This window comes from Gynuella sunshinyii YC6258 (assembly GCF_000940805.1).
Lineage (GTDB): Bacteria > Pseudomonadota > Gammaproteobacteria > Pseudomonadales > Natronospirillaceae > Gynuella > Gynuella sunshinyii.
This window is the reverse complement of the sequence record NZ_CP007142.1, coordinates 3469461-3494106: the sequence shown is the minus strand read 5'-3', so window position 1 is coordinate 3494106 and position 24646 is coordinate 3469461. Positions and strand designations below refer to the sequence as shown.

General features: G+C 46.1%; 24 protein-coding genes. 13 read left to right on the top strand and 11 right to left on the bottom strand.

Annotated elements, in window-relative coordinates:
• Positions 1–8 precede the first annotated feature (8 nt).
• On the top strand, positions 9–323 hold the full coding sequence (locus YC6258_RS15125; RefSeq protein ID WP_044617727.1) for an SCP2 sterol-binding domain-containing protein: 315 nt from the start codon (positions 9–11) through the stop codon (positions 321–323).
• Between the two features lie 5 nt (positions 324–328).
• Here the strand turns inward: YC6258_RS15125 and YC6258_RS15120 are convergent, their stop codons facing one another.
• Both YC6258_RS15120 and YC6258_RS15115 read right to left on the bottom strand, forming a co-directional pair.
• Complete coding sequence (locus YC6258_RS15120; RefSeq protein ID WP_044617726.1) at positions 329–976, bottom strand: hypothetical protein; 648 nt, start codon at positions 974–976, stop codon at positions 329–331.
• A 28-nt stretch (positions 977–1004) separates the two neighbouring features.
• Positions 1005–2675, bottom strand: coding sequence for a FimL-related protein (locus YC6258_RS15115; RefSeq protein WP_044617725.1), 1671 nt, complete (start codon positions 2673–2675; stop codon positions 1005–1007).
• A gap of 267 nt (positions 2676–2942) precedes the next feature.
• Between YC6258_RS15115 and nhaB the strand changes: the two genes are divergently transcribed.
• The 4 genes from nhaB to YC6258_RS15095 all read left to right on the top strand — a co-directional run bounded on the left by nhaB (position 2943) and on the right by YC6258_RS15095 (position 6835).
• Positions 2943–4487: a sodium/proton antiporter NhaB gene (gene nhaB, locus YC6258_RS15110; RefSeq protein WP_044617724.1), complete on the top strand. Its 1545-nt coding sequence runs from the start codon at positions 2943–2945 to the stop codon at positions 4485–4487.
• A gap of 5 nt (positions 4488–4492) precedes the next feature.
• Entirely contained in the window at positions 4493–5461 is a 969-nt protein-coding gene (gene dusA / locus YC6258_RS15105; RefSeq protein ID WP_082070741.1) for a tRNA dihydrouridine(20/20a) synthase DusA, read from the top strand.
• A gap of 41 nt (positions 5462–5502) precedes the next feature.
• Complete coding sequence (gene tal, locus YC6258_RS15100) at positions 5503–6447, top strand: transaldolase (RefSeq protein ID WP_044617722.1); 945 nt, start codon at positions 5503–5505, stop codon at positions 6445–6447.
• A 139-nt stretch (positions 6448–6586) separates the two neighbouring features.
• Positions 6587–6835: an FmdB family zinc ribbon protein gene (locus YC6258_RS15095; RefSeq protein ID WP_044617721.1), complete on the top strand. Its 249-nt coding sequence runs from the start codon at positions 6587–6589 to the stop codon at positions 6833–6835.
• 58 nt (positions 6836–6893) lie between these two features.
• Here the strand turns inward: YC6258_RS15095 and serS are convergent, their stop codons facing one another.
• The 5 genes from serS to YC6258_RS15070 are packed head-to-tail and all read right to left on the bottom strand — an operon-like array spanning position 6894 to position 12846.
• Positions 6894–8183 carry a serine--tRNA ligase gene (gene serS, locus YC6258_RS15090; RefSeq protein ID WP_044617720.1) on the bottom strand — a complete coding sequence of 430 codons (1290 nt, stop codon included), beginning with the start codon at positions 8181–8183 and terminating at the stop codon, positions 6894–6896.
• 17 nt (positions 8184–8200) lie between these two features.
• A complete protein-coding gene (crcB, locus tag YC6258_RS15085) occupies positions 8201–8593 on the bottom strand; it encodes a fluoride efflux transporter CrcB (protein WP_044617719.1) in 393 nt (130 codons plus the stop codon).
• Positions 8590–9918 (bottom strand): replication-associated recombination protein A, encoded by a 1329-nt coding sequence (locus YC6258_RS15080; RefSeq protein WP_044617718.1) that lies wholly within the window; start codon positions 9916–9918, stop codon positions 8590–8592. Before YC6258_RS15080 ends, crcB begins: the two co-directional genes overlap by 4 nt.
• Positions 9915–10592 (bottom strand): outer membrane lipoprotein periplasmic chaperone LolA, encoded by a 678-nt coding sequence (lolA, locus tag YC6258_RS15075; RefSeq protein ID WP_169748979.1) that lies wholly within the window; start codon positions 10590–10592, stop codon positions 9915–9917. Before lolA ends, YC6258_RS15080 begins: the two co-directional genes overlap by 4 nt.
• Positions 10540–12846, bottom strand: coding sequence for a DNA translocase FtsK (locus YC6258_RS15070; protein WP_044617716.1), 2307 nt, complete (start codon positions 12844–12846; stop codon positions 10540–10542). Before YC6258_RS15070 ends, lolA begins: the two co-directional genes overlap by 53 nt.
• Positions 12847–12963: 117 nt before the next feature.
• Here YC6258_RS15070 and aat point away from each other — a divergent pair, with 117 nt between their 5' ends.
• From aat to infA, 3 genes are read left to right on the top strand one after another with little or no spacing between them, the layout of a single operon-like run.
• Positions 12964–13686 (top strand): leucyl/phenylalanyl-tRNA--protein transferase, encoded by a 723-nt coding sequence (aat, locus tag YC6258_RS15065; RefSeq protein WP_245626939.1) that lies wholly within the window; start codon positions 12964–12966, stop codon positions 13684–13686.
• Positions 13683–14435 carry an arginyltransferase gene (locus tag YC6258_RS15060; protein ID WP_082070738.1) on the top strand — a complete coding sequence of 251 codons (753 nt, stop codon included), beginning with the start codon at positions 13683–13685 and terminating at the stop codon, positions 14433–14435. Before aat ends, YC6258_RS15060 begins: the two co-directional genes overlap by 4 nt.
• 30 nt (positions 14436–14465) lie before the next feature.
• A complete protein-coding gene (gene infA / locus YC6258_RS15055; RefSeq protein ID WP_044617713.1) occupies positions 14466–14684 on the top strand; it encodes a translation initiation factor IF-1 in 219 nt (72 codons plus the stop codon).
• A 99-nt stretch (positions 14685–14783) separates the two neighbouring features.
• Here the strand turns inward: infA and clpA are convergent, their stop codons facing one another.
• The gene (clpA, locus tag YC6258_RS15050; protein WP_044617712.1) at positions 14784–17060 is read right to left on the bottom strand and encodes an ATP-dependent Clp protease ATP-binding subunit ClpA; all 2277 of its coding nucleotides are present in this window, start codon (positions 17058–17060) and stop codon (positions 14784–14786) included.
• A 38-nt stretch (positions 17061–17098) separates the two neighbouring features.
• Entirely contained in the window at positions 17099–17428 is a 330-nt protein-coding gene (clpS, locus tag YC6258_RS15045) for an ATP-dependent Clp protease adapter ClpS (RefSeq protein WP_044620069.1), read from the bottom strand.
• A gap of 282 nt (positions 17429–17710) precedes the next feature.
• On the opposite strand from clpS, the gene YC6258_RS15040 reads away from it, so the two are divergent.
• Positions 17711–17986, top strand: a complete 276-nt coding sequence (locus YC6258_RS15040) for a cold shock domain-containing protein (protein ID WP_044617711.1) — start codon at positions 17711–17713, stop codon at positions 17984–17986.
• A gap of 59 nt (positions 17987–18045) precedes the next feature.
• Here YC6258_RS15040 and icd read toward each other — a convergent pair whose 3' ends face one another.
• Complete coding sequence (gene icd, locus YC6258_RS15035; RefSeq protein ID WP_044617710.1) at positions 18046–19305, bottom strand: NADP-dependent isocitrate dehydrogenase; 1260 nt, start codon at positions 19303–19305, stop codon at positions 18046–18048.
• A 141-nt stretch (positions 19306–19446) separates the two neighbouring features.
• Between icd and YC6258_RS15030 the strand changes: the two genes are divergently transcribed.
• Positions 19447–20088 (top strand): pseudouridine synthase, encoded by a 642-nt coding sequence (locus tag YC6258_RS15030; RefSeq protein WP_044617709.1) that lies wholly within the window; start codon positions 19447–19449, stop codon positions 20086–20088.
• Here YC6258_RS15030 and fabV read toward each other — a convergent pair.
• Positions 20024–21199, bottom strand: a complete 1176-nt coding sequence (fabV, locus tag YC6258_RS15025) for an enoyl-ACP reductase FabV (RefSeq protein WP_044617708.1) — start codon at positions 21197–21199, stop codon at positions 20024–20026. The two genes, YC6258_RS15030 and fabV, sit on opposite strands and share 65 nt — an antisense overlap.
• A gap of 220 nt (positions 21200–21419) precedes the next feature.
• On the opposite strand from fabV, the gene mnmA reads away from it, so the two are divergent.
• The 3 genes from mnmA (at position 21420) to purB (ending at position 24620) form a co-directional block, all read left to right on the top strand.
• Complete coding sequence (gene mnmA, locus YC6258_RS15020) at positions 21420–22511, top strand: tRNA 2-thiouridine(34) synthase MnmA (RefSeq protein WP_044617707.1); 1092 nt, start codon at positions 21420–21422, stop codon at positions 22509–22511.
• A gap of 42 nt (positions 22512–22553) precedes the next feature.
• Entirely contained in the window at positions 22554–23189 is a 636-nt protein-coding gene (gene hflD, locus YC6258_RS15015) for a high frequency lysogenization protein HflD (protein WP_044617706.1), read from the top strand.
• Between the two features lie 66 nt (positions 23190–23255).
• Positions 23256–24620, top strand: a complete 1365-nt coding sequence (purB, locus tag YC6258_RS15010; protein ID WP_044617705.1) for an adenylosuccinate lyase — start codon at positions 23256–23258, stop codon at positions 24618–24620.
• The last annotated feature ends 26 nt before the right edge of the window (positions 24621–24646 follow it).

Genomic DNA, 24646 nt, shown 5'->3' with positions numbered 1-24646 from the left:
AGATTTATATGGGAACAGTTTCAGAAATTTTCGAACAAATTGTTGGAAAATTTAATGCATCCGCAGCTGCTGGCATGGACGTAATCTTTCAGTTCAATATATCTGACGATGATCATTATTATCTGGTGGTCGCCAACGACAACTGCGAATTACACCAGGGCGATCATGAAGATCCCAGTGTCACTCTGATACTCAGCAAGGAAACATTGGAAAAAATCATCTCAGGCAAGACCAGCGGTATGCAGGCGTTTATGCTTGGAAAACTGAAAACCGAAGGCAATATGATGCTGGCAACCAAACTCGGAGATCTGTTCTCAATGTAAGAGAACTACTTCCACTGCTGAAGAGCCTCCTTGGCAGGCTCATTAATAGGTCTGGCAACCAACCCCTTGGCGGCCAGACCAACAGCATACAAGGCGCCGTGACGCATAGGCATGTAAGTAGCACTGCCGTAAGAGGCATCGATCAAACCCAGCCCCCCTACTTTCTGCATCATAGCCCATGCATCAAGGCCTTTCTGATCATGAAAGCTATAAGCAGTACGTTCATTGTCGTTCTCGTCTTCAACGGTGAGATATCGGCCGGATAATCTATCCAGCCGATAAGCGGGCAACATTCCCATCACAGCCAAAGGCCCTTTCCACGTAATAATCCGGACATCCATCTGCCACATATCGCCAGCAAGCTCATACTCCCAGGTTTCATCATTGGAAACTGAAACCATTGCCTTAAAACGCTGCTTTGACAGTTGCTCGAAAGAAACGGTTGCGAGATTCTGTTCCATGTTGAGCGCTCGATAAGAACTCAGGTCGAATAGAGCAAAAAAACCAAAAACCGCCCCTAATACCATCAATAGACCAAAACTCCCTTTAATCCACCCTAGTATCCATCTACTCCGAACAAGAATAAACAGACCACCTATAAGGATTAGGAATGCGATCAGCGCTCCAACTGCAAAAAAAATGGGATATGACATGATCTTTCCTTGTTTCTTTATTCACCGTTCAGCGCAGATGCGCTGCCGCATGCGAAGCTACCTTCAGCGCTTCCATATCATTGGTATCATCGCTGATTGTGGTTTCAATGAAGAACTCCATGCTGGACAGTGCATCTGCCAAATGCTCAAGCACATCTGCTGAATAAGAAACCTGTTTTGAGAGAAGTTTCTTCTCCACAAAGTCTGAGCATACCTGCACGATCTGGGCGGCTTTCTGACTGCCAAGGAAAACCAATGCTCCTTTGACTCCGGCAAGAGTTGCTTTGACATTAGCCAAATGAATAGTATCGCCATTTGAATCAATGAAGGCAGTAATGGATCGTTTCGCCGTTGCCAGACCACTGGACGCCTCGTCAATCAGCGCAACTTTGGCCTCTCGCAACTGAGCACCGGCAGCTTCATTGATATGATCTTCGACATTCGCCACAGGTGCACCGCGACTCAAACGGCCAATAGCGCTCTCGGCATATAAAACAGCATCAGCAATTCGTAGCAACTGATCAGTCGACGGAGCAGCGCGATCAGCCCATCCACCAACCATATCTGCCTGCTGCCTGAGCACATTGGACGGAGATACCAACCCAACCATTTTGAGAATATCGGTAATCTTAATCAGCGCTGCATGCAACGCCTTGGCACTGAAAGGGATGCTTTGATTATTACGTGCAGCATTATCCACCATTTCCTTGACGTTAAGGATTTCCTCACTCAAAGCTGTAGAGACAGATTGCATTACCGACTGCCCAGGGCTATTCAATAAATCAATCTGTTCCGACAACTCATGATCACTGACGTCCGTATCAGGAAGCTTATAAACACGCTTAATTTGGGTTGCAAGCGGAGAATCCACCTTGCAAAGTACAATGATATATAACAGCTCTTTGATAAGATCCTTGGCTGGCTTCTGTTGAAACGCCGCGTCTTTATGAGTAATCAGCAACCGGATCTGACGATCAATCTGAGCCAATGTCAACTTTCTCGCGGGTCCAACCTGAGCACCTGAAGCAGCCATACAGTCAATTGCACATGCCGCCAGCCAGAACATAGGAGCAATATTACTGTTGGCTGCAATTCGCACAACCTGAGAAACAGCCCTATGCATATATTTGAATGCTCCGCGGGTACGCTCACCCTTGAGCAGGAAAAGAAATGAAGCCTGATAAATATGACGATACTTTCTGAGATTGATCAAAGACTGCTGATCAAGCTTGAACACCGCCTGAGTGCGCGGTTTCAGAATATGAGTGACGGTGTAATTATAAAAGTAGCTTTCACGGAGGTCCTGCAGCCCCCGGGCCTTACGCACTCTATTAATAGAAGGCAACAGGATTTCGGGACGCGTCTGTTGACGGATCCCCAAATATTCAAAATAACGCCCCAGAATCAACAACGTCTGGGTAACAGCATCACTGACCACCTTACCACGATAATTTTGTGCCTGGATATCCGATACCGGCAGCTCAGTCAACAGACGCCCGAACTCTTCACAAAGAATCGCTCCGCCCTTATCCTCAAGCATTACGAAAGTACCGCGAACCTGGTTTATTTCATCAATAGCACTCTCTAAAACCCTTATGTCACTGGGGTCTGACAAAAAGGTTTCCAGGTTTTTTTGAGCTTCCTGAATAGTGTTTTCCAGTTCTTCATGAACCAGTTTAAAAGAGGCTGTACTGCTCATTTAACTCCATCGTCATTAGGATAAATTGAAACTAAGCGTCAGTTTTAACCACTCAATGCTGCCTTAAAAACTATTTGACCACCAGCACTTTGCTCACAATTTGGTGATTACCGTAGCAAAACTAAGCAAGATATACACACGAAGATCAATGTTAAGGATAGCCCCCGCTAAAATGGTTGCAATATTTGCAAGAGTCTATACTTTGTTGCCTCCTTTTTTGTAGGTCAGTTAACAGTCATTCCATATTATGAAACTGAGGAAAACTTAATGGTCGCAACCTTTTCAAAGGCCCTCACCCACAACTTTTTAGGAAACGCTCCTCAATGGTACAAGCAGGTCATTATAGCCTTCTTGATCATTAATCCAATTTTGTTGTTTATTTTAGGTGATACTGGCCCAACAGTAGTTGGCTGGCTGTTAATCGGCGAATTTATTTTTACGCTGGCCATGGCTCTGAAGTGTTATCCGTTGTTACCAGGCGGATTGTTGGCAATAGAGGCAGTCATAATTGGTCTGGCTGGTACCGGTGTAAACGAAGAGGGAAATTTCGTTGGCCCAGCCAACGTTATGATGGAAACGGAACACAATCTTGAAGTCATTCTGCTACTGATGTTTATGGTTGCAGGTATTTACTTTATGAAAGACCTGCTGCTATTCGCCTTTACCAAGGTCTTCCTTAAAGTCAGGTCAAAAGCGCTACTGTCACTGCTATTTTCCATAATGGCAGCAATATTATCCGCATTTTTGGATGCACTTACCGTTACAGCCGTGCTGATCAGCATCAGCGTGGGCTTCTATTCCGTTTACCATAGAGTCGCTTCAGGCAAACACTTTACTCATGAGCATAACCACGATGATGATGATCAGCTGGGTGAGCACCATCGCGATGATCTGGAAAATTTCAGAGGCTTCTTGAGAAGCCTGCTCATGCACGGAGCAGTAGGTACAGCACTGGGCGGAGTATGCACCCTGGTCGGAGAACCACAGAACCTATTGATTGCTAATGTAGCCGGATGGGATTTTGTTGAATTCTTTATCCGTATCGCTCCGGTAAGCATGCCGGTCCTGGTAGCTGGATTATTAACCTGCCTGCTATTGGAAAAGATGAAATGGTTTGGCTATGGAGACTTATTACCTGATTCAGTCAGAGGCATACTGGAAGACTTTGACCGCCACGAACAAAGCAATCGCACTAGAGCTGACGTTATTCAATTAATGATGCAAGGAGGCGTGGCTGCATATCTGGTACTGGCCCTTGCATTTCACCTGGCTGAAGTCGGTTTGATTGGATTATCAGTCATTATTTTGTTAACAGCGCTCAATGGCATAAATGATGAGCATGCAATCGGCAAAGCCTTCACTGAAGCCCTACCCTTTACTGCGCTACTCATAGTCTTTTTCGCCATTGTTGCCGTCATACACGCGCAACATTTGTTTACCCCCATTATCTCCTGGGTGCTGACATTGGATACAGAGATACAGCCGGTTATGTTCTTTATGGCCAATGGTGTTCTTTCAATGATCAGCGATAACGTATTCGTTGCTACAGTATATATCAATGAAGTATACGAACAGTTACAACACGGCCATATCAGTCGGGAACACTTCGATGTCCTGACCGTCGCAATCAACACCGGCACCAACCTGCCTTCAGTGGCAACACCCAATGGACAAGCCGCTTTTTTATTTTTATTAACATCTGCCATTGCTCCACTTATAAGACTTTCTTATGGAAGAATGGTATGGATGGCGCTGCCCTATACCGTAGTGTTAACGGGAGTATCGATTGTAGCTGTTTTGGTGTGGTTTTAGTTCGGATGGCGATTGACAGAAGATTCTGCACTGCCCCCATGATGGACTTGTCTGATCGCCACTGCCGTTATATGTGGCGACAGCTATCCAAACATGCGGTTTTGTATACTGAAATGGTAACCAGCGCTGCTCTCACCAGAAGCAAAGACATTGATCGCTTTCTGGACTATTCAGAATTAGAGCAGCCCCTGGCGCTCCAGGTAGGCGGATATGATACTCGGGAGCTGGCAACTGCCGCCCGGTTAGCGGAAAAATGGCAGTACGCCGAGTTAAATCTCAATGTCGGCTGTCCCTCAGATCGGGTCCAAAATGGCCTGATTGGTGCTGTATTAATGAAGCATCCGGAAAAAGTACAAGATGCATTTAGAGCCATGACAGATCATTGTTCTCTGCCGGTGACAATCAAACATCGTATTGGTGTAGATGACCTGGATTCCTACGGCTTCGTCAGGGACTTTATTGGGTCCCAATATCATGCCGGGTGCCGGGTCTTCATTGTGCATGCCCGTAAAGCCATACTACAAGGACTGTCTCCAAAGGAGAATCGGGAAATTCCTCCACTAAAATATGAGACTGTCTACGCGTTAAAAAAAGACTTCCCTGACTGCGAAATCATTATAAATGGCGGTATCAAAACTATTGATGAGTGTCACGAACACCTAGAGCATGTCGATGGTGTCATGGTGGGTCGGGAAGCCTATTACAATCCAATGATGCTGAAAGATATTGATGATCAGATTTACGGTTCGACAGGCAGTAATATGACGGACATTCAGTTACTTCATGCCATGGTGCCTTATGTCGGCCAACTGGCTCGCCAGAATATTCCGGTAAAATTTATCCTGAAACATCTGTTGGCCGTTGTGCAGGGAAAGCCCGGAGCACGCGCTTTTCGCAGATTTCTTAGCCAGAATATGCATAAAACCCCGCAGAATAGTCATCTTCTTTCCCAGGCTCTTAAGCTGATACAATGATCGCAGCTCAACCAAACTATTTAATCAGGAGACTGTAGACGATGAGTCTTTCCAAGCTAGAGCAACTAAAGCAAATGACAACCGTGGTAGCAGATACAGGGGAATTGGATGCAATCAAGCGCCTAAAACCTGAAGATGCCACAACCAATCCAACGCTGGTCCTCAAAGCCATCCAGTCCGGCCAGTACCAGGCAACTATTGAAAAAGCCAAAAACCTTGGTGAAAGCGAATACGGGACTCCTTCTTCAGGACAGCTGGCCGACTGCCTGGCGGTGTGTTTGGGCGCACAGATCAGCGAGAATATCGAAGGACTGATCAGCACCGAAGTGGATGCCCGACTGTCTTTTGATACCGAAGCAACCATCGAAAAAGCACGCACCCTGATTCACCTTTACTCAAAAGTCGGTGTGGACAAATCCAGGATCCTGATAAAAATTGCATCTACTTGGGAAGGCATTCAAGCCGCCAAAGTACTTGAACAGGAAAACATTCATTGCAATTTGACACTGCTGTTTTCATTTGCCCAGGCAAAGGCGTGTGCAGATGCTGGTGCATTTCTGATTTCGCCATTTGTGGGCCGTATTCTTGACTGGTACAAAAAAAGCCAGCCGGATGCTGATTATAGCGGTGCCAATGATCCTGGGGTTCAGTCTGTCACCAGTATTTATAACTATTACAAAGAACATGGCATCAAGACTGTCGTGATGGGCGCCAGCTTCCGTACCCAGGAAGAAATTGAAAACCTGGCCGGCTGCGACAAACTGACTATATCCCCCGCTCTGCTGGATAGCCTTGCCGCGGACCAAGGTGAGCTGACTCGCAAGCTAAAACCCGCAAGCAATACGACTGCCACTCCCACACCCATCACTGAAAAAGCATTTCGTCTGGAGATGAACCAGGATGCAATGGCAACTGAAAAACTGGCCGAAGGCATTCGTTCATTTATCGCCGATATCGAAAAACTTGAAGCACTACTGAGTCAGTAATCTGATATCACACAGAGAGCCTTATGGCTCTCTGTGATTGCTGCCCAACATGATCTGAAGCAATCCCTGCCCCTTCAGCTTTCCATTTAATATCTTATATATTTGTGCATCCTGATTTGTTCCATTAAAGAGAACTACTATGCCAACCTATCATTACCGCTGCGAAGCCAATCAACAGATCTATGAGGTCAGACACTCTATGAATACAAAGCTCAGAAACTGGAGTGACCTGGAACAAATGACCGGTAACCATGACGCTTCAATTCCTGGAGACACACCTGTTGAAAAGGTACTAACTGCTGTTGGCATAGTAAAAAGCAGTACGCTGAAAAATCCTGAAGCTCCGCCATGCGCAAACAAGAACTATTGCGGCGGTTGTGTGGGGTAAAACAATACTGAAGGAAAAGAAGAAACTGTCAGGCAGACTTGCCTGACAGCGACGGAAATCATGGATGTAAAATTGTAACTCCACCCATATATGGTACCAACACTTCTGGCACCTCAATCGATCCATCGGATTGCTGATAGTTTTCCAGGACAGCAACCATGGCCCGGCCAACAGCAAGCCCCGAACCATTTAAAGTATGAACCAGCTCAGGCTTGCCCGTTTCCGGATTTCTAAACCGGGCCTGCATTCGGCGCGCCTGAAAATCAGTCAGATTGGAACAGCTTGAAATCTCTCGATACTTACTCTGCCCAGGCAACCAAACCTCAAGATCATAGGTTTTAGCAGACCCAAACGTACTATCCCCACCACAGAGAACAACTTTCCGGTATGGAAGTTTCAGCTTCTGCAAAATAGCTTCAGCGTGACCCACGAGTTCTTCCAGGGCTTCGAAAGATTTTGCGGGATGAACTATCTGCACCATTTCAACTTTTTCAAACTGATGCTGGCGAATCATGCCACGGGTATCTCGTCCATAACTACCGGCTTCGCTGCGAAAACAAGGCGTATGCGCAGAATATTTGATTGGTAAGGCGTCCGCATCCAGTACCTGATCACGAACCATGTTAGTAACAGGGACTTCCGCTGTCGGAATCAGGTAGTAATTCTGATCACCCCGCAGCTTAAACAAATCCTCTTCCAGTTTCGGCAAATTGCCGGTACCAAACATGGAGTCCGCGTTCACGATAAAAGGCACATTTAGCTCAGTATAACCATGCTCGTTAACATGGGTATCCAACATAAATTGGGCCAGCGCACGATGAAGACGAGCCAGCTGACCTTTCATAACCGCAAAACGACTGCCGGTTATTTTTCCGGCAATTTCAAAATCCAATCCATCAAGACCACTACCCAGATCGACATGATCCTTAACTTCAAAGTCAAACTCTCGGGGCGTTCCCCAGGTCAAAACCTCAACATTATCATCTTCAGTCAACCCTTCTGGCACCGATTCATCAGGAATGTTAGGAATGCGCGCCAGCATATCATCCAATCTACCCAGAACTTCCTTGAGCTTTTCACCAGAGTCATCCAGTCGGCCTGATATCTCAGTCAACTTCTCCTGAACCTGCTGCTTCGCCTGATCAACAGGAACACCACTAGCAATCAGTTGCCCAATTTCCTTGGACGCCTTGTTTTTCTCAGCCTGTAAAGACTCAGATTCAACCTGCAACGATTTTCTTTCTGCTTCCAACGACTGAAAGGTATCCACATCGAGCGTGAACCCTTTTTTCTTCAATTTCAGAGCCACATCTTCCAACTCTGTACGTAGCAGTTTGATATCCAGCATGATTGATCCTAAAAAGATTAAACGAATAATTTTCCAACTTGTATGCCAACAACGACAGCAAGAATGCAACTGATAACACTGCCGATAGCATACATCAAGGCCATGGTATTGTTACCCTGATCCCACAGCAACACGGATTCCAGCGCAAAACTGGAAAAAGTGGTCAAGGCCCCAAGGAATCCAACTTGAACAAAGGTTCGCCAGTGTCCCAACAGGGGGTATTTTAGTGTGAACCAGATAAATGCCAAGCCCATAACAAAACTACCGACTATGTTGGCGAGCAGGGTCCCGATAGGCAAACCATTATTCATCCAGCTGCGTGTGATCTGTCCCAGCATATAACGACAGATTGCTCCACAGGCGCCACCAGAAGCAACTGCCAGCAAAAAACTCCAATGATACGGACTCATGATGGATAACGCTTCCTATTCGAGTGATGGTCAAGGCTGGACAGATACTCAAGCTTCTCCTTGATTTTTCCCTCCAGCCCGCGGGAAACAGGAGAGTAGAACTTCTGATCTTTAAGGCTTTCAGGAAAATAATTTTCCCCTGCCGCATACCCTTCTGGCTCATCATGGGCATAGCGATATTCCACCCCCATTCCCATATCTGACATCAGCTTTGTCGGCGCATTACGCAAGTGCATCGGAACTTCCTCCGATGGCGACTCTGCAACCAGCGACATCGCGCGCTTGTAAGCCATATACACCGCATTGCTTTTGGGAGCACAGGCCAAATATATAACTGCCTGGGCAATAGCCAGTTCCCCCTCAGGAGACCCTAAACGTTCCTGAACATCCCAGGCATTCAAGGCCAATGTCAAAGCCCTCGGATCAGCATTACCAATATCTTCTGATGCCATGCGAACCACTCTTCTAGCAACGTATAGAGGATCACAACCGCCATCAATCATGCGGCAAAACCAATACAACGCGGCATCCGGAGCACTTCCCCTTACAGACTTATGCAGGGCAGATATCTGTTCGTAAAAAACGTCACCACCCTTATCAAAGCGACGAACAGACCCACCGATGATCTCGCGAACCAGCTCATGACTCACCTCTACTCCCGGCTGCGCAATATCAGCAATCATCTCAACCATACCAAGCAGTTTACGGGCATCACCATCTGCAGCAGCAATGACCAGCTGACGGGTTTCACTCGAAAACTTCAGCTGCTGACGTTGCAGCTGCTCATCATAGTCCAACGCATGATCCAACAACTGGGACAACTCTGGTTCTGCCAGGGACTGCAACTTATAAACCCGTGCCCGGGAGAGCAAGGCGCTGTTAAGTTCAAACGATGGGTTTTCAGTCGTCGCACCTATAAAAATGAATGTGCCATCTTCCACATAGGGCAAAAATGCGTCCTGCTGGGATTTATTGAAACGATGTACTTCATCCACAAACAGTACGGTTCTACGGCTCTGAGAACGGTACATCAACGCTTTGTCGACTTTGCTTCGAATATCCTTAACGCCTGCCATAACGGCAGACAAGGTATCGAAATGACAAGCAGTCAATCGCGCCAGAAGCTTAGCCAGAGAAGTTTTTCCAACTCCTGGGGGTCCCCAGAGGATCATGGATTGCAACTGGTCGTTTTCAATACTTAAACGTAGAGGTTTGCCTGGCCCCAGAATATGAGACTGACCGAAATAATGATCTAGTGAAGATGGCCTCAGACGTTCTGCCAGAGGCCTAAAACGGTTTTCATCCTGATCAAAAAGATCATTCATTCTGCCTGTTCCAATACATCGACACCTTCTGGAGGAACAAAGTCAAACTCATCACCACCCAGCACAACATTGGTTTTTGTATCAAACAATTCAATGATGGTTTTTTGACCGAGAGAATCTTCAAATAAAAGTGCGCTGACAACATTCTCTTTAAAAGAGACTTGAATTGAACTTAATCCTGAATTCTCTTTTACCGGCGTCAATACATAGACCCCATCGTTGTTCAACGCAACATCATAAAGTCGCTTTATTTGCACCTCATCTCCAGAGAGAATCACCGCCGGACTATCCTGAATTTTTGATTCAGCTGGCTGAATGGTTACCTGATCCAGATCCCGGTCATATATCCACAGCGTTTTCCCATTGGACACAATTTCCTGCTCTACCGGGGGATAACTGAGCCAAACAAACTGATTCGGCCGCTTTATCAAAACCTCACCCTCGACGGATTCAAGGGTTGAGTCATCATTGGACACTGTGGATTGCACAAAACCTGCTTTAAAGTTGTCATACTGTGTCAACAAAGCAATAAATTGTTTGAGATCATTTTCCGAGGCGAAAACGACTTCAGGAAGCATACACACCAACAGCAAAGCAATTTTTCTTTTCATAAAATTCCTATCATTCCGGAGGAGGTGGAGCCAAAACTTCGCGATTACCATTATGGCCAGCACTACTGACAATTCCTGCATCTTCCATCGATTCAACCAATCGGGCTGCACGGTTGTAACCTATACGAAACTTTCTTTGCAGAGATGAAGCAGATACTTTTCTGGTTTGGGTGACAAATGCTACGGCTTCATCAAAAAAAGCATCAGCCTCACCTTCATAGTCGCCACCCGATGACGTCATACCTGGAATAGAATCATCTGATCCACCATCAGTAATCTCATCGATATATACCGGCTGTCCTCTCTGCTTCCATTCACCAACAACACTATGCACCTCTTCATCGGACACGAATGCACCATGAACCCGCTCAAGATAACTAGTGCCCGGTGGCATATATAACATATCCCCATGCCCTAACAATTGCTCTGCACCGCCCTGATCCAAAATGGTTCGGGAGTCAATTTTAGACGAAACCTGAAACGCTATTCGGGTTGGCACGTTGGCTTTAATAAGACCGGTAATTACATCAACAGATGGACGCTGCGTTGCGAGTATCAAATGAACACCAGCAGCACGGGCCTTTTGCGCAAGACGCGCAATCAATTCCTCAACTTTTTTGCCAACAATCATCATCATGTCAGCAAACTCATCAATGACCACTACGATAAATGGTAACGACTCCAGCACCGGCGCTGTCTCACCTTCGATATGATCCTCCGCTTTCCACAGAGGATCCTTAATGGCTTCGCCCTGCGCCTCTGCTTCTTTGAGCTTTTTATTAAACCCAGCAATATTCCGGACACCTACAGCAGCCATTAACTTATAACGACGCTCCATTTCTGCAACACACCAGCGTAAAGCGTTAGCGGCGTCTGCCATATCAGTGACAACCGGAGTCAACAAATGAGGAATACCGTCATACACAGATAACTCCAGCATCTTGGGGTCAACCAATATCAACCGTACCTGTTCCGGTGTCGCTTTATAAAGCAAGCTGATAAGCATGGCATTCACACCAACCGATTTACCAGATCCGGTTGTACCTGCCACCAGCAGGTGGGGCATTTTGGCCAGATCCGCTACCACTGGGGTCCCGCTGATATCGTGTCCCAGACCCATGGTAAGCGCAGAATGTGATCGCTCGTATATTGCCGAAGACAGAACCTCACTGAGATGCACAATCGCCCTGTTCTCATTCGGAACTTCAATACCGACCGTTGTTTTACCAGGAATGATCTCCACTACACGGACACTGATCATGGCCATGGACCTGGCCAAGTCCTTCGCAAGATTACTGATTTTACTGACTTTCACACCCGCTGCAGGCTGGATTTCAAAGCGGGTAATCACTGGACCAGGAGCAACTGATACTACCTCAGCTTCAACTCCAAAGTCCTTCAGCTTGATCTCCAGAAGCCTGGACATGGCTTCCAGAGACTCTTTGCTGTATCCGGATTTTCGATTGGCATCTGGTTGTGTCAACAACCCCAGCGAAGGCAATTGCGCAAGAGACGTCGAATCGAATAACGAAGGTTGCTTTTCCTGAACCGCACGCTGGGAAGGTTCTGGTTTTGGCTTCATTGGTTGAATTTTGGGTGGCTTTTTCTGCTCTTTTTGCTGCAACGCTACTTCAAGCGTAGCTTTCCGTTGTTCCAGCGCATTACGCGAATATACAGCTTCCTGGCGACTACTTTTCCAAACCCGAATACGACTAACCACTCGCTCCAACAGCCACAACACTGCGCCCCCAAGGGCCTCCATAATTTTTAGCCAGGATAGATTGGTTGCAACTGTAAGACTGAACATGAACGCAGCAACCAGAATTAGCGTACTGCCAATCAGGTTAAAGCTGCTAAAAAAGATATCGGAAATCCATTGCCCCAAAAAGCCGCCGGCAGTAGCAGGATTGGTTGATGGAAAATGCAGGCTTGCGAGTCCCGCCCCAGACAGCATGAGAATAATGGATCCGAGAAGTCTGACGGCAAATACCAGACCATTCCATTTTTTTTCATCATGGCGATCATGAAACAATGACCAGGCGCGATAGATCAGCACCAATGGCAGAATATAAGACAAATCACCAACAAGACTCATCATGACATTGGCAATCCAGGCACCTGACGGACCTGCCATATTGTGCACAGTCAGATCATGCCCTACATACGACCAACCCGGATCTTTAGGATAATAACTGAAAAGAGCCAATCCCAGATACGCAGCCAACGCCAGGAGAGCAATCATCCCTCCTTCCCTTATTCCTCTTTCTTTCAAATGCTGCCAGTGGGAACTGGTTGTCGATTTTTCGGTCTTTGCCAAACTGGATACCTTGATTACTAAAAGCCCATTGATGAACAGATTGCTGCCAAGTGTATCTCAAAGCCCTTGTCTTCTGTAGACAACCCTTTGAAAATACGGGGAAATTTCCCAAAACCGATGAGTCTAATGGATATTCCCTGGCTGAACACTGAACAACCATACTTCCCTGACGTATATAAGGCTTTAAAACAACCTAATGGCCTGCTTGCAGTTGGGGGACAACTAACGCCAGACTGGTTAAAGGCAGCCTATCATAAAGGCATATTCCCTTGGTTTAGTGATAACGAACCCATCATCTGGTGGTCGCCCTCTCCCCGAATGGTTCTATACCCCAAAAAACTCCGAATAAACAGATCTCTGAGAAAACACCTCAAAAAAAATGCCATCACTCATGTGAGCTTTGATCGCAGATTTGAAGATGTCATCAATCATTGCGCCCAGGTCAGAGCAAGCACAACCGGCACCTGGCTGGTACCTTCGATGATATCAGCTTATTGCGAAGCACATCGGCAGGGATTTGCCCACTCTGTTGAAGTATGGCGACACGATACACTTGTTGGCGGGCTGTATGGGATCAACCTGGGAAGTATTTTTTTTGGTGAGTCAATGTTCAGTCTGACTCCCAATGCTTCAAAGTATGCTTTATTGGCACTTACGGCTGCCCAAAGCAAACTCAGTCTGATTGATTGTCAGATGAAAACGGAATACTTGAAATCCATGGGTGGTGAAGAGATTGATCGCACAGATTTTCAGCAACATCTGAAAGCCAGCTATGAACCAAATGTATTCATCAGCGATACTGTGCTTAGTCATTCTGACCTACTATCATTAGCACCATGAATAATTTTGTTTTCTATCGCACTCACGAACATGAATGCAGCTATCTTCCTGACCAAAAGGCCAGAACGTTGTTTCTGTCTCCCGACACCAGACCTACACCCGAGATTAACGAAGCCCTGGGACTGGTCGGTTTCAGGCGCTCGGGTGACCATATCTACCGACCTGACTGCATTGATTGCCAGCAATGCCTTTCCTGCCGAATCGTAGTGCCTCAATTTGTCTGGAAGCGTTCTTTTCGCCGCATACTCAAGAAAAACAGCGACATTCAAATCCAAATCATCAAACCACTGTTCAGTGACGAACACTACAATTTGTATAGTCGATATCTGGAGTTTCGCCACCAGGATGGAGACATGTATCCCCCTTCGCCTGAACATTACCACGACTTTCTTATCTCCGACCAACCTCAAGCCCGGTTTGTAGAATACCGCCGTAACGGGCAACTGGTTGCCACGACCGTTATTGACTGGTTTTCAAGCGGCCCAAGTGCAATCTATACGTATTTCGAACCAGAACTGGAGCCGTTGAGCCCAGGAACCTTGGCAATTCTGACACTTATCAGATTGGCACAGGCTCACGACCTTCCTTTTGTTTATCTAGGCTATTGGATTAAAGATTCAGTCAAAATGAACTATAAGACCCGGTTTCAACCTTTGGAGGTATTTATTCAAAATCAGTGGCAATTATTGAAAAACATTGATAATCCTTTGAAAGATGAGCAACTTTCAGGCAGAATGCCGCGCCTGTAAATAATTTGCTTTGGATTAAATAGACCAGCTATGGCAAAAGAAGATGTCATCGAAATGGAAGGCGAAATTCTCGAAACCCTTCCCAATACCATGTTTAGAGTCAAGCTCGAAAACGGTCATGTTGTAACTGCACATATTTCCGGCAAAATGCGTAAGAATTACATTCGCATTCTAACGGGCGATAAAGTGAAAGTTGAAATGACACCTTATGACCTGAGTAAAGGCCGTATTACTTACCGAGCCCGTTAAATTTATAGTCTACGTAAGTTGAACCAACAGCCTGAGTAGCGACACATAACAAAAAGGCACCATACTGGTGCCCTTTGTTTTTTATTGTTACGAAACCACTTATGCCGGCTCCGCGACTTCCTCTCCTACCAATGTGATATCATCATTCTCGACAGTAACACGAATAATGCCACCTCCAATTAAACGACCAAACAACAGCTCTTCAGCCAATGGACGTTTGATCTTGTCTTGAATAAGCCTGGCCATAGGGCGAGCCCCCATTTTTTCATCATATCCATGATCACATAGCCATTTTCGTGCACTCTCATCCACATCCATCTGAACTTTTTTCTCATCCAGCTGAGCTTGCAACTCGGTAAGGAATTTATCCACAACCCCCATAATAATGCCGGTTGTCAAAGGCTTAAACTGAACAATGGCATCAAGCCTGTTCCGAAATTCCGGAGTAAACGCTTTCTTAATGATTTCCATCCCATCGGTACTATGGTCCTGAGTGGTAAATCCCATGCTTCTACGCCCCATTTCTTCAGCACCAGCGTTCGAAGTCATAACCAATATGATATTTCTGAAATCTGCCTTACGACCATTATTATCTGTCAACGTTCCATGATCCATAACCTGCAACAACAAATTAAAGACCTCCGGATGAGCCTTCTCTATTTCATCCAACAGCAACACCGCATGCGGATGTTTGGTAACAGCATCCGTTAACAACCCGCCCTGATCAAAACCCACATATCCTGGAGGAGCTCCAATCAGACGAGATACGGTATGTCGTTCCATATACTCAGACATATCAAAGCGTATCAACTGAATCCCGAGACTTTCGGCCAACTGCTTGGTAACCTCTGTCTTACCAACCCCTGTAGGCCCTGCAAAGAGGAAAGAACCTATCGGTTTTTCAGTAGGTTTCAGGCCAGCCCGAGCCAGCTTTATGGAAGCTGCCAGCGTTTCGATAGCCTCTTCCTGCCCAAAAACCGTCATCTTTAAATTGCGTTCCAGGTTTTTCAGCAATTCCTTGTCTGAACGATTAACCGTTTTTGCAGGAATGCGAGCAATGCTGGCGATTACCTTCTCCACATCACTGACACTAATTACCTTTTTACGCTTACTCTCGGAAACCAATCTCTGCGCAGCCCCCGCCTCATCGATCACATCAATAGCCTTATCCGGCAAATGCCGATCGGATATGTATCTGGCGGCCAACTCAGCTGCAGCCTTCAAAGCCGTGTCATGATATTTGATTTCATGATGTTGCTCGAAACGCTCCTTCAACCCCTTCAGAATCTTATAAGTTTCATCAACACTCGGTTCCAATACATCAATTTTCTGGAATCGACGAGTTAATGCACTATCTTTTTCAAAGATACCTCTGAACTCCTGAAAAGTGGTTGAACCAATACATCGCAACTCACCCGAACTCAGTAGCGGTTTCAACAGGTTACTGGCATCCATGACACCACCCGACGCAGCACCTGCTCCTATAATCGTATGAATCTCGTCGATAAATAAAATGGACTTGGGCTTTTTCTTCAACTCTGCCAACAGAGACTTCAGGCGCTTTTCAAAATCCCCACGATATTTGGTTCCAGCAAGCAAAGCCCCAAGATCAAGAGAATAAACAGTTGCCTTATCAATAATCTCAGGCACTTCCTGATCAACGATACGCTTGGCCAGACCTTCTGCTATCGCAGTCTTACCAACCCCTGTCTCACCAACCAGCAAAGGGTTATTTTTTCTTCTGCGCGACAGAATCTGAATCACCCGTTCAACTTCCTTCTCACGCCCGACGAGCGGATCAATTCTGCCATTTCTGGCCATTTCGTTCAGATTCGTGGCAAAACTTTCCAATGGATGCTGCCCCATAGACTCACCAGCATCATCATCTGGATTGCCATGCTGGGAACTGGGATCAGGATTAGACTCAGAATCAGGGTTCTGCACTTTGGAAATTCCATGAGCGATAAAATTAACCACATCAATGCGATTAATATTTTGCTGTTTAAGAAAAAAAACAGCCTGGCTTTCCTGCTCACTGAATATCGCAACCAGAACGTTAGCACCCGTTACTTCTTTTTTTCCGGAAGACTGAACATGGAATACGGCCCGCTGCAACACTCTTTGAAAGCCAAGCGTGGGCTGAGTATCGCGGTCTGTATCACCTGCGGGAATTAATGGTGTGGTTGAGTCGACAAACTCAATCAGTTCTTTTCGGAGCTTATCGAGATCTGCAGCGCATGCTCGTAACACGCTGGTAGTCGATTCATTATCCAGCAACGCCAATAATAAATGCTCCACCGTCATGAACTCGTGGCGTTTTGCTTTCGCATCTTTAAACGCATTATTTAGGGTTTGCTCAAGGTCTTTACTCAACATTTTTCACCCTTCCTCTTTCTTTAATCCCATAGACGGCGCTACAGAACACGCTCTACTTCACAGATTAACGGATGCTCGTTTTGACGCGAATATTCATTAACCATTGCCGCTTTAGTCTCTGCGATATCCTTAGTATAGACCCCACACACACCTTTACCCTGTGTGTGGACTGTAAGCATTACTTGAGTTGCCTTTTCACGATTCATACCAAAGAACAATTCAAGTATATGTACCACAAACTCCATAGGAGTATAGTCATCATTTAAAAGAATGACTCGATATTGCGAAGGTCGTTTTAACTCTGGTTTTGAGGTCTCAACTGCAACTCCACCCCCATTCTCTCCTTCTAAAGGATTATGATCTGCCATTAGTCGTGCTTCATCCAATTTAATATACTGTCGTTTCATTAGGCCAGTCAGTTTATGTAATTGGTAAGTAATCAATACCGTTACATTAACAATGATAATGTGCCTTAAAGTGGAGGCTTTAGACAAACACCTTGTTAACTCTGTTACAAACTTTACCAAGTCTGTCCAGATTAATAATGGCACTTGTTGACTAATACAAGCTCTATCCACAACATTGTAACGGCCAGACTGCTCACAAATCAGTCAGCTTGAGGCTTAACCCAGCATTTTAGGAGTTTCATAATGCCTGCAGGGAAAGTTAAATGGTTTAACAACGCCAAAGGGTACGGATTCGTATTAGCAGAAGGAAGTGATGAAGATCTTTTTGTACATTATTCATCTATCATGATGGATGGATATAAGACATTGAAAGCAGGGCAACCGGTTGCGTTTCGAACAACCAAAGCCAATCGTGGTACCCATGCTATTGATGTTCAGGTTGCAAAAGATGAGACCCATGCAAGGGAACTGGCGGTGGAGTTAGATCAGACCTCGACAGAAATAGAAAAACGAGCATAGACTCAGGGCAAAGAAAAAGCCCCTATTTTTAGGGGCTTTGGCTTCTTTTTAATTCGCAGTTATGCCATTGCTTTGATAATCGCTTTACCAAACTCAGAAGCTTTAACCAAAGTTGCTCCGTCCATTAAACGATGGAAATCGTAAGTAACGGTTTTTGCGTCGATAGCACCAGACATACCTTTCAGAACTAAATCAGCAGCCTCAGTCCAACCCATGTGGCGCAGCATCATTTCACCAGAGAGAATTAATGAACCGGGGTTAACTTTGTCCTGTCCAGCATATTTAGGCGCGGTACCATGAGTTGCTTCGAACACAGCTACTTCATCAGAAATATTCGCACCTGGAGCGATACCGATTCCACCAACTTCAGCAGCCAGCGCATCAGACAAATAATCACCATTCAGGTTTAGTGTTGCAATAACGCTGTATTCAGCAGGACGCAACAAAATTTGCTGCAGCATTGCATCCGCAATGACATCTTTAACAATGATCTGTTTTCCAGTTCTTGGATTTTTGAACTGCATCCATGGTCCACCATCAAGAAGTTCCGCTCCGAATTCTTCTTTGGCAACTTCGTAACCCCAATCCTTAAAGGCACCTTCAGTAAACTTCATGATGTTGCCTTTATGAACCAGCGTCAATGAATCACGATCATTGTCGACCGTGTATTGCAACGCCTTACGTACCAACCGCTTGGTACCTTCTTCAGAAACAGGCTTGACACCGATACCGCAATTCTCAGGGAAACGGATCTTTGTTACCCCCATCTCCTCTCTGAGGAATTTGATGATTTTGTCAGCTTCAGGCGTACCTGCTTTCCATTCAACTCCGGCATAAATGTCCTCAGAGTTTTCACGAAAGATCACCATATCTACTTCATGTGGTTTCAGAACAGGGCTGGGAACTCCAGTAAACCACTGAACCGGGCGCTGACATACGTACAGGTCAAGCTCCTGACGGATGGCCACGTTCAAAGAACGGATACCACCGCCCACAGGAGTGGTCAACGGGCCTTTAATACCAACACAAAACTCTTTAAACGCTTCGAGGGTTTCTTCTGGCAACCACGTATCCGCATCATAAACGGTCGTTGCTTTCTCTCCGGCGTAGACTTCCATCCAAGAGATTTTCTTCTCTCCACCGTATGCTTTTGCCACAGCCGCATCGATAACTTCGATCATTGGCGGAGTTACGTCAACACCAATGCCATCACCTTCAATATAAGGGATAATCGGATTATTGGGGACATTCAATGAACCATCAGCGTTAAAGCTGATTTTGCTGCCTTCTGATGGCACCTGGATTTTTTGGTAACCCATATGTTCGCTCCATTAGCTAGTACTGGTATTGTTTTGGGGGCGTGGAGTATATCGCATCGATCAAGCATCGAATAGCGACCTTGGTGTAAGGCGCCAAGACGATATAAGCCCTGAACAGACCACATTTGTGAATTAGGAAACATGGCCAAAATCATCTTATTGAATAAACCGTTTAATGTACTGTCACAGTTTCGAAAAAACGATGAGCGCCAGACTTTAGCGGACTTTGTGAAAGATGCAACAGTAAACGTGGCCGGCCGCCTGGATTATGACTCCGAAGGCCTTATTGTTCTTACAGATAATGGCCTGTTGCAACAACAGATTTCCAACCCCAAACATCAAAAGTGGAAAACCTATTGGGTCCAGGTAGAGGGCCAGATTGGTGAGGAAGCCATTCTGAAACTTTCTCGCGGAGTTCCATTGAAAGACGGCATGACGAGGCCAGCAAAAGTGCAGAATATTTCAGAACCCGATATATGGGTGCGCACCCCGCCCGTTCGCGAACGAAAATCAATACCGACCAGCTGGATAGAGATATCTATTAGCGAAGGCAGAAATCGCCAGATAAGACGCATGACTGCAGCAGTGGGGCACCCTACTTTGCGCCTGATACGTACAACCGTTGGCGAATGGAAACTTGAGGATCTACTACCAGGTGAATATCGGGAGCTTCAAGTTGATGCTCCCAAACAGGCATCAGTAAACCCAAGAAAAAAAATCAGACGATTGGATCAACGTCCTGATCGTAATCGACGTTGGAATAGCCAAAACCGAAAAGCCTGAAGAATTCTTCCTGATAAGCCGCGAAGTCGGCTTTTTCGTCCAGGTTGTCGGAGTCAACTTCCTCCCAAATAGCAGCAACCTGGTCCTGAACTTCAGGTTTCAGCTCATTCAGATCCATCCGGATTCTGCCTTCTTCATCAAGTGTCAGAGCAGAGTCAGCGTATAACTCATTGTTGAACAGCCCATTTACCTGCTCAATACATCCTTCATTGGTACCCTGCTCTTTCATAACTTTTATCAGAATTGACAGATACAGAGGCATTACAGGTATTGCTGAGCTGGACTGAGTAACGACCGCCTTTAAAACCGATACATGGGCAGAACCATTGAGAGGCTTCAGACGTTGAGCAATTACTTTACAGGCGCGATCAACATCCTGCTTGGCCCGACCAATGGTGGCACCGCCATAGATTGGCCACGTCAACTCCTTGCCAATATAGCTGAATGCAGTAGTCTTGACGCCATCAGCCAACACACCCGCCTCAACAAGCGCTTCCATCCATAATTCCCAATCTTCCCCCCCCATCACTTTTATTGTGTTGGCAATTTCTTCATCGTTTGCCGGTTCAAGGGTGAACTCTCCGACCTGACGGGTATCGGTATTTAGGTTTTTGCGGGTAACCGGCTCACCAATGGCCTTCAGAGAAGAGGAATGGGTGATACCAGTGTTGGGATCCGTACGTCGCGGCGAGCCGAGACTGTATATAACCAGATCAATCGGCCCCAGCTCAGATTTAGCTGCCTCGATTACGGCAGCTTTTGCCTCATTTGAGAATGCATCAACGTTAAATGACCGGGCATATACGCCCGCTTCGTGTGCAAATGATTCAAATGCCTTGGTATTGTACCAGCCGGCCGATGCTGTACGCTTTTCAGTAGGTTCTTTTTCAAACATAACCCCCAGCGTGTTGGCACCATAACCAAATGCTGCTGCAATTCTGGAAGCCAGACCATAGCCATTGGAACATCCTATGACCAACACATTCTTGGGGCCGCTCCCGGCCGGCTTATTGGCTTTTACATATTCAATCTGTTCACGTACATGCTCTCTGCACCCAACGGGATGAGCAGTAGTACAAATGAAACCACGAACTTTGGGCTTAATGATCATAAAAGAATTATCCTTCGATATTTTCTCTGGCAACGAATCGCCGGCAGTCTAAGAGCTTGTAAGACGAATAAGAAGTCAAATAAGTCACAAGTGTGTTCACTTTTGCAATCATAGCCTCTTGATAAGTCACATCTTGACCGTAACTTAATCACAACGACCATCCATTGCCTATAGTTTTGAGATGAGTTCTAATCCGCCCCCTTCTGAGCGAAGGATTATTATGAATAAAGATACCAAAGTCATCGTTGGCATGTCAGGCGGAGTGGATTCTTCCGTCAGCGCATTGTTACTGCTGGAACAAGGCTATCAGGTTGAGGGTCTGTTCATGAAAAACTGGGAAGAAGACGACGGCACAGAATACTGTACTGCGAAAGAAGATCTTGCAGACGCACAGGCAGTTTGTGATCGTCTGGGCATCAAATTACACCAGGCGAACTTTGCGGCTGAATATTGGGATAACGTCTTTGAGCATTTTCTGGATGAATATCGGGAGGGTCGTACTCCCAACCCAGATATTCTGTGCAACAAAGAAATTAAGTTTAAAGCTTTTCTTGAGTATGCTCAGATTTTAGGTGCCGACAAAATAGCCACAGGCCATTATGTCAGGAAATCCGGCGCCGGCCACAATACAAAACTACTCAAAGGCCTGGATCCCAATAAGGATCAGTCTTACTTTTTGCATGCTGTGGGAGCTGCGGAGCTTGATCTATCGCTATTTCCGATTGGCGAACTTGAAAAGCCAAAGGTCCGGGAACTGGCTGAGAAACACCAATTTGTAACCGCCAGAAAAAAAGACAGCACAGGCATATGCTTTATAGGAGAACGTCGCTTCAGCGATTTCCTTAAACAATACCTGCCCGCCAGACCAGGAAAAATTGAAACTGACGAGGGGGAAGTAATTGGCGAGCATAGCGGTTTGATGTATTACACGATTGGGCAACGACAGGGCCTTGGCATTGGCGGCCTGAAAAACCACACCGAAGCGCCCTGGTTTGTTGCGGCCAAAGACCTTAACCGCAATGTTCTTACTGTCGTTCAGGGCCAGGATCATCCACTTCTCTACACTCAGTATCTAAGCATTAATAAGTATGACTGGGTAGATGGAATTGGCCCCATTGATGGCAGCCGGCTAAACTGCAAACATCGTTATCGCCAGCCTGATCAGGCTTGTACTATTGTTCGACAGAAGAACAGCTATATCGTCGAGTTTGATCAACCCCAGCGAGCCATCACTCCTGGCCAGTCTGCAGTATTTTATCTGGAGGATGCTTGCCTGGGTGGTGGAGTAATCGAAAAAACCTGGAACCAATAGAATTGGCACAACCAATAACTCACTGAATATATAGAACTCTAAATGACAAAATCAGTTCAGGATCAAACTCTGGCAATTGCAGGGGTTTTCCAATCAGCCCTGTTGGTGGACGAGCTTGCCCGCCAAGGTCAAATCTCACCTACAGACCTTGAAATTGCGGTGAGCAGTATCTTCAACACCACCCCACAGTCAGCAATAGACATATACGGCGGAGAAGTCTCTCACCTGCGCCAGGGCCTGAACGGTATTCGAGCACTGCTCAGTCGTGACACCAAGGGCCTACCCCAGGATGTGGTCAGATATGCAATGGGCATCATGCACATTGAAGGAAAAGTCAGAGAAAACAAAACACTGCTGAGCAAATTATCAGAGGGAATCGAACGCTCACGCGGACAAAAAGAGTATTTTGACAACCTTATCCACGATTCAGTGATTGGTTCACTGGCAAATACCTACATAGAAACCATATCGACATTATCTTTTCGAATTCAGGTGACGGGAAACCCCACTCTGCTGCAGGATGAGCGTATTGCCAGCCGCATCAGGACATTATTGCTTGCCGGTATCCGCAGTGCCTTTTTATGGCATCAAAGCGGCGGACATCGCTGGCATTTCTTATTTCGACGCGGCCTGATACTCAGAACAGCACGGCAAATCCAGACACAGGGACTCCAATGATCTTATGATCCCTGTATAATGCCGGCCCTTCACAAGACGTTCTTCCAACTTCACGAGAGTCATTTCATGCAATTATCATCGCTTACAGCTATTTCGCCGGTTGATGGTCGTTACGGCAGTAAAACAGAATCACTCAGACCCATATTCAGCGAATACGGATTAATCAGGGCCCGGGTCACTGTTGAGGTAAGATGGTTGCAAAAACTGGCATCACATCCCGCCATACAGGAACTTCAACCGTTATCTGATGACGCTAACGGCTTTATCGATCAACTGGTGAACAATTTCAGTGAAGCCGATGCTCAAGTCATCAAAGATATCGAGAAAACCACCAATCATGATGTCAAAGCAGTTGAATACTTTCTAAAGGACAAATTCTCTGCTTCTGAAGAACTCAGCAAGATCAGTGAGTTCGTACACTTTGCCTGTACATCTGAAGATATCAATAACCTGTCTCACGGATTAATGCTGACAGAAGGGCGGAATATTCTGGTACCAGTGCTTGAGTCTATTGTGGAGAGCATCAGACAGCTTGCCCTGAATCATGCGGACATGCCCATGTTGTCGCGCACTCACGGCCAAACAGCCTCCCCCACCACTCTGGGGAAAGAGATGGCAAATGTTGCTCATCGTCTAGCCAGACAACTGGAAACAATCAAAAACTCTCAATTACTGGGAAAAATCAATGGCGCTGTCGGAAACTACAATGCCCATATATCTGCATATCCGGAAATTGACTGGGAAAAGAATGCCCAGGAATTTGTAGAGTCACTGGGGCTGAGCTGGAACCCGTATACTACTCAAATCGAACCCCATGACTATATTGCGGAATTATTCGATGCTTTTGCCCGGTTTAATACGATTCTGATCGACTTTGATCGTGATGTATGGGGCTATATTTCTTTGGGATACTTCAAGCAAAAAACAATCGCTGGTGAAGTAGGCTCTTCCACAATGCCACACAAAGTCAATCCAATTGATTTTGAAAATTCTGAAGGAAACCTGGGAGTGGCCAACGCCCTGTTACAGCATCTGGCCAGCAAACTTCCAGTTTCCCGCTGGCAACGAGACCTTACTGACTCAACGGTGCTACGCACCCTTGGAACTGGTCTGGCTCACAGCCTGATCGCTTACCAGGCCACACTGAAAGGCATTTCCAAACTAGAGGCCAACCCACACAAACTGGCCGAAGACCTGAACAACGCGTGGGAGGTTCTGGCAGAACCCATACAGACAGTCATGCGCCGTTATGGTATTTCTGAACCATATGAAAAACTAAAAGCTTTTACTCGTGGAAAAGCAATTACTCAGACTGCCATCCAGGATTTCGTTAACTCTCTCGAATTGCCGGAAGATGCCAAACAAAACCTGCTCGCAATGACACCCGCATCCTATATCGGTAACGCTGTCCAGCAAGCCAGAAAAATCTAATATTTTTGTTGACCGGGAGAGACAAC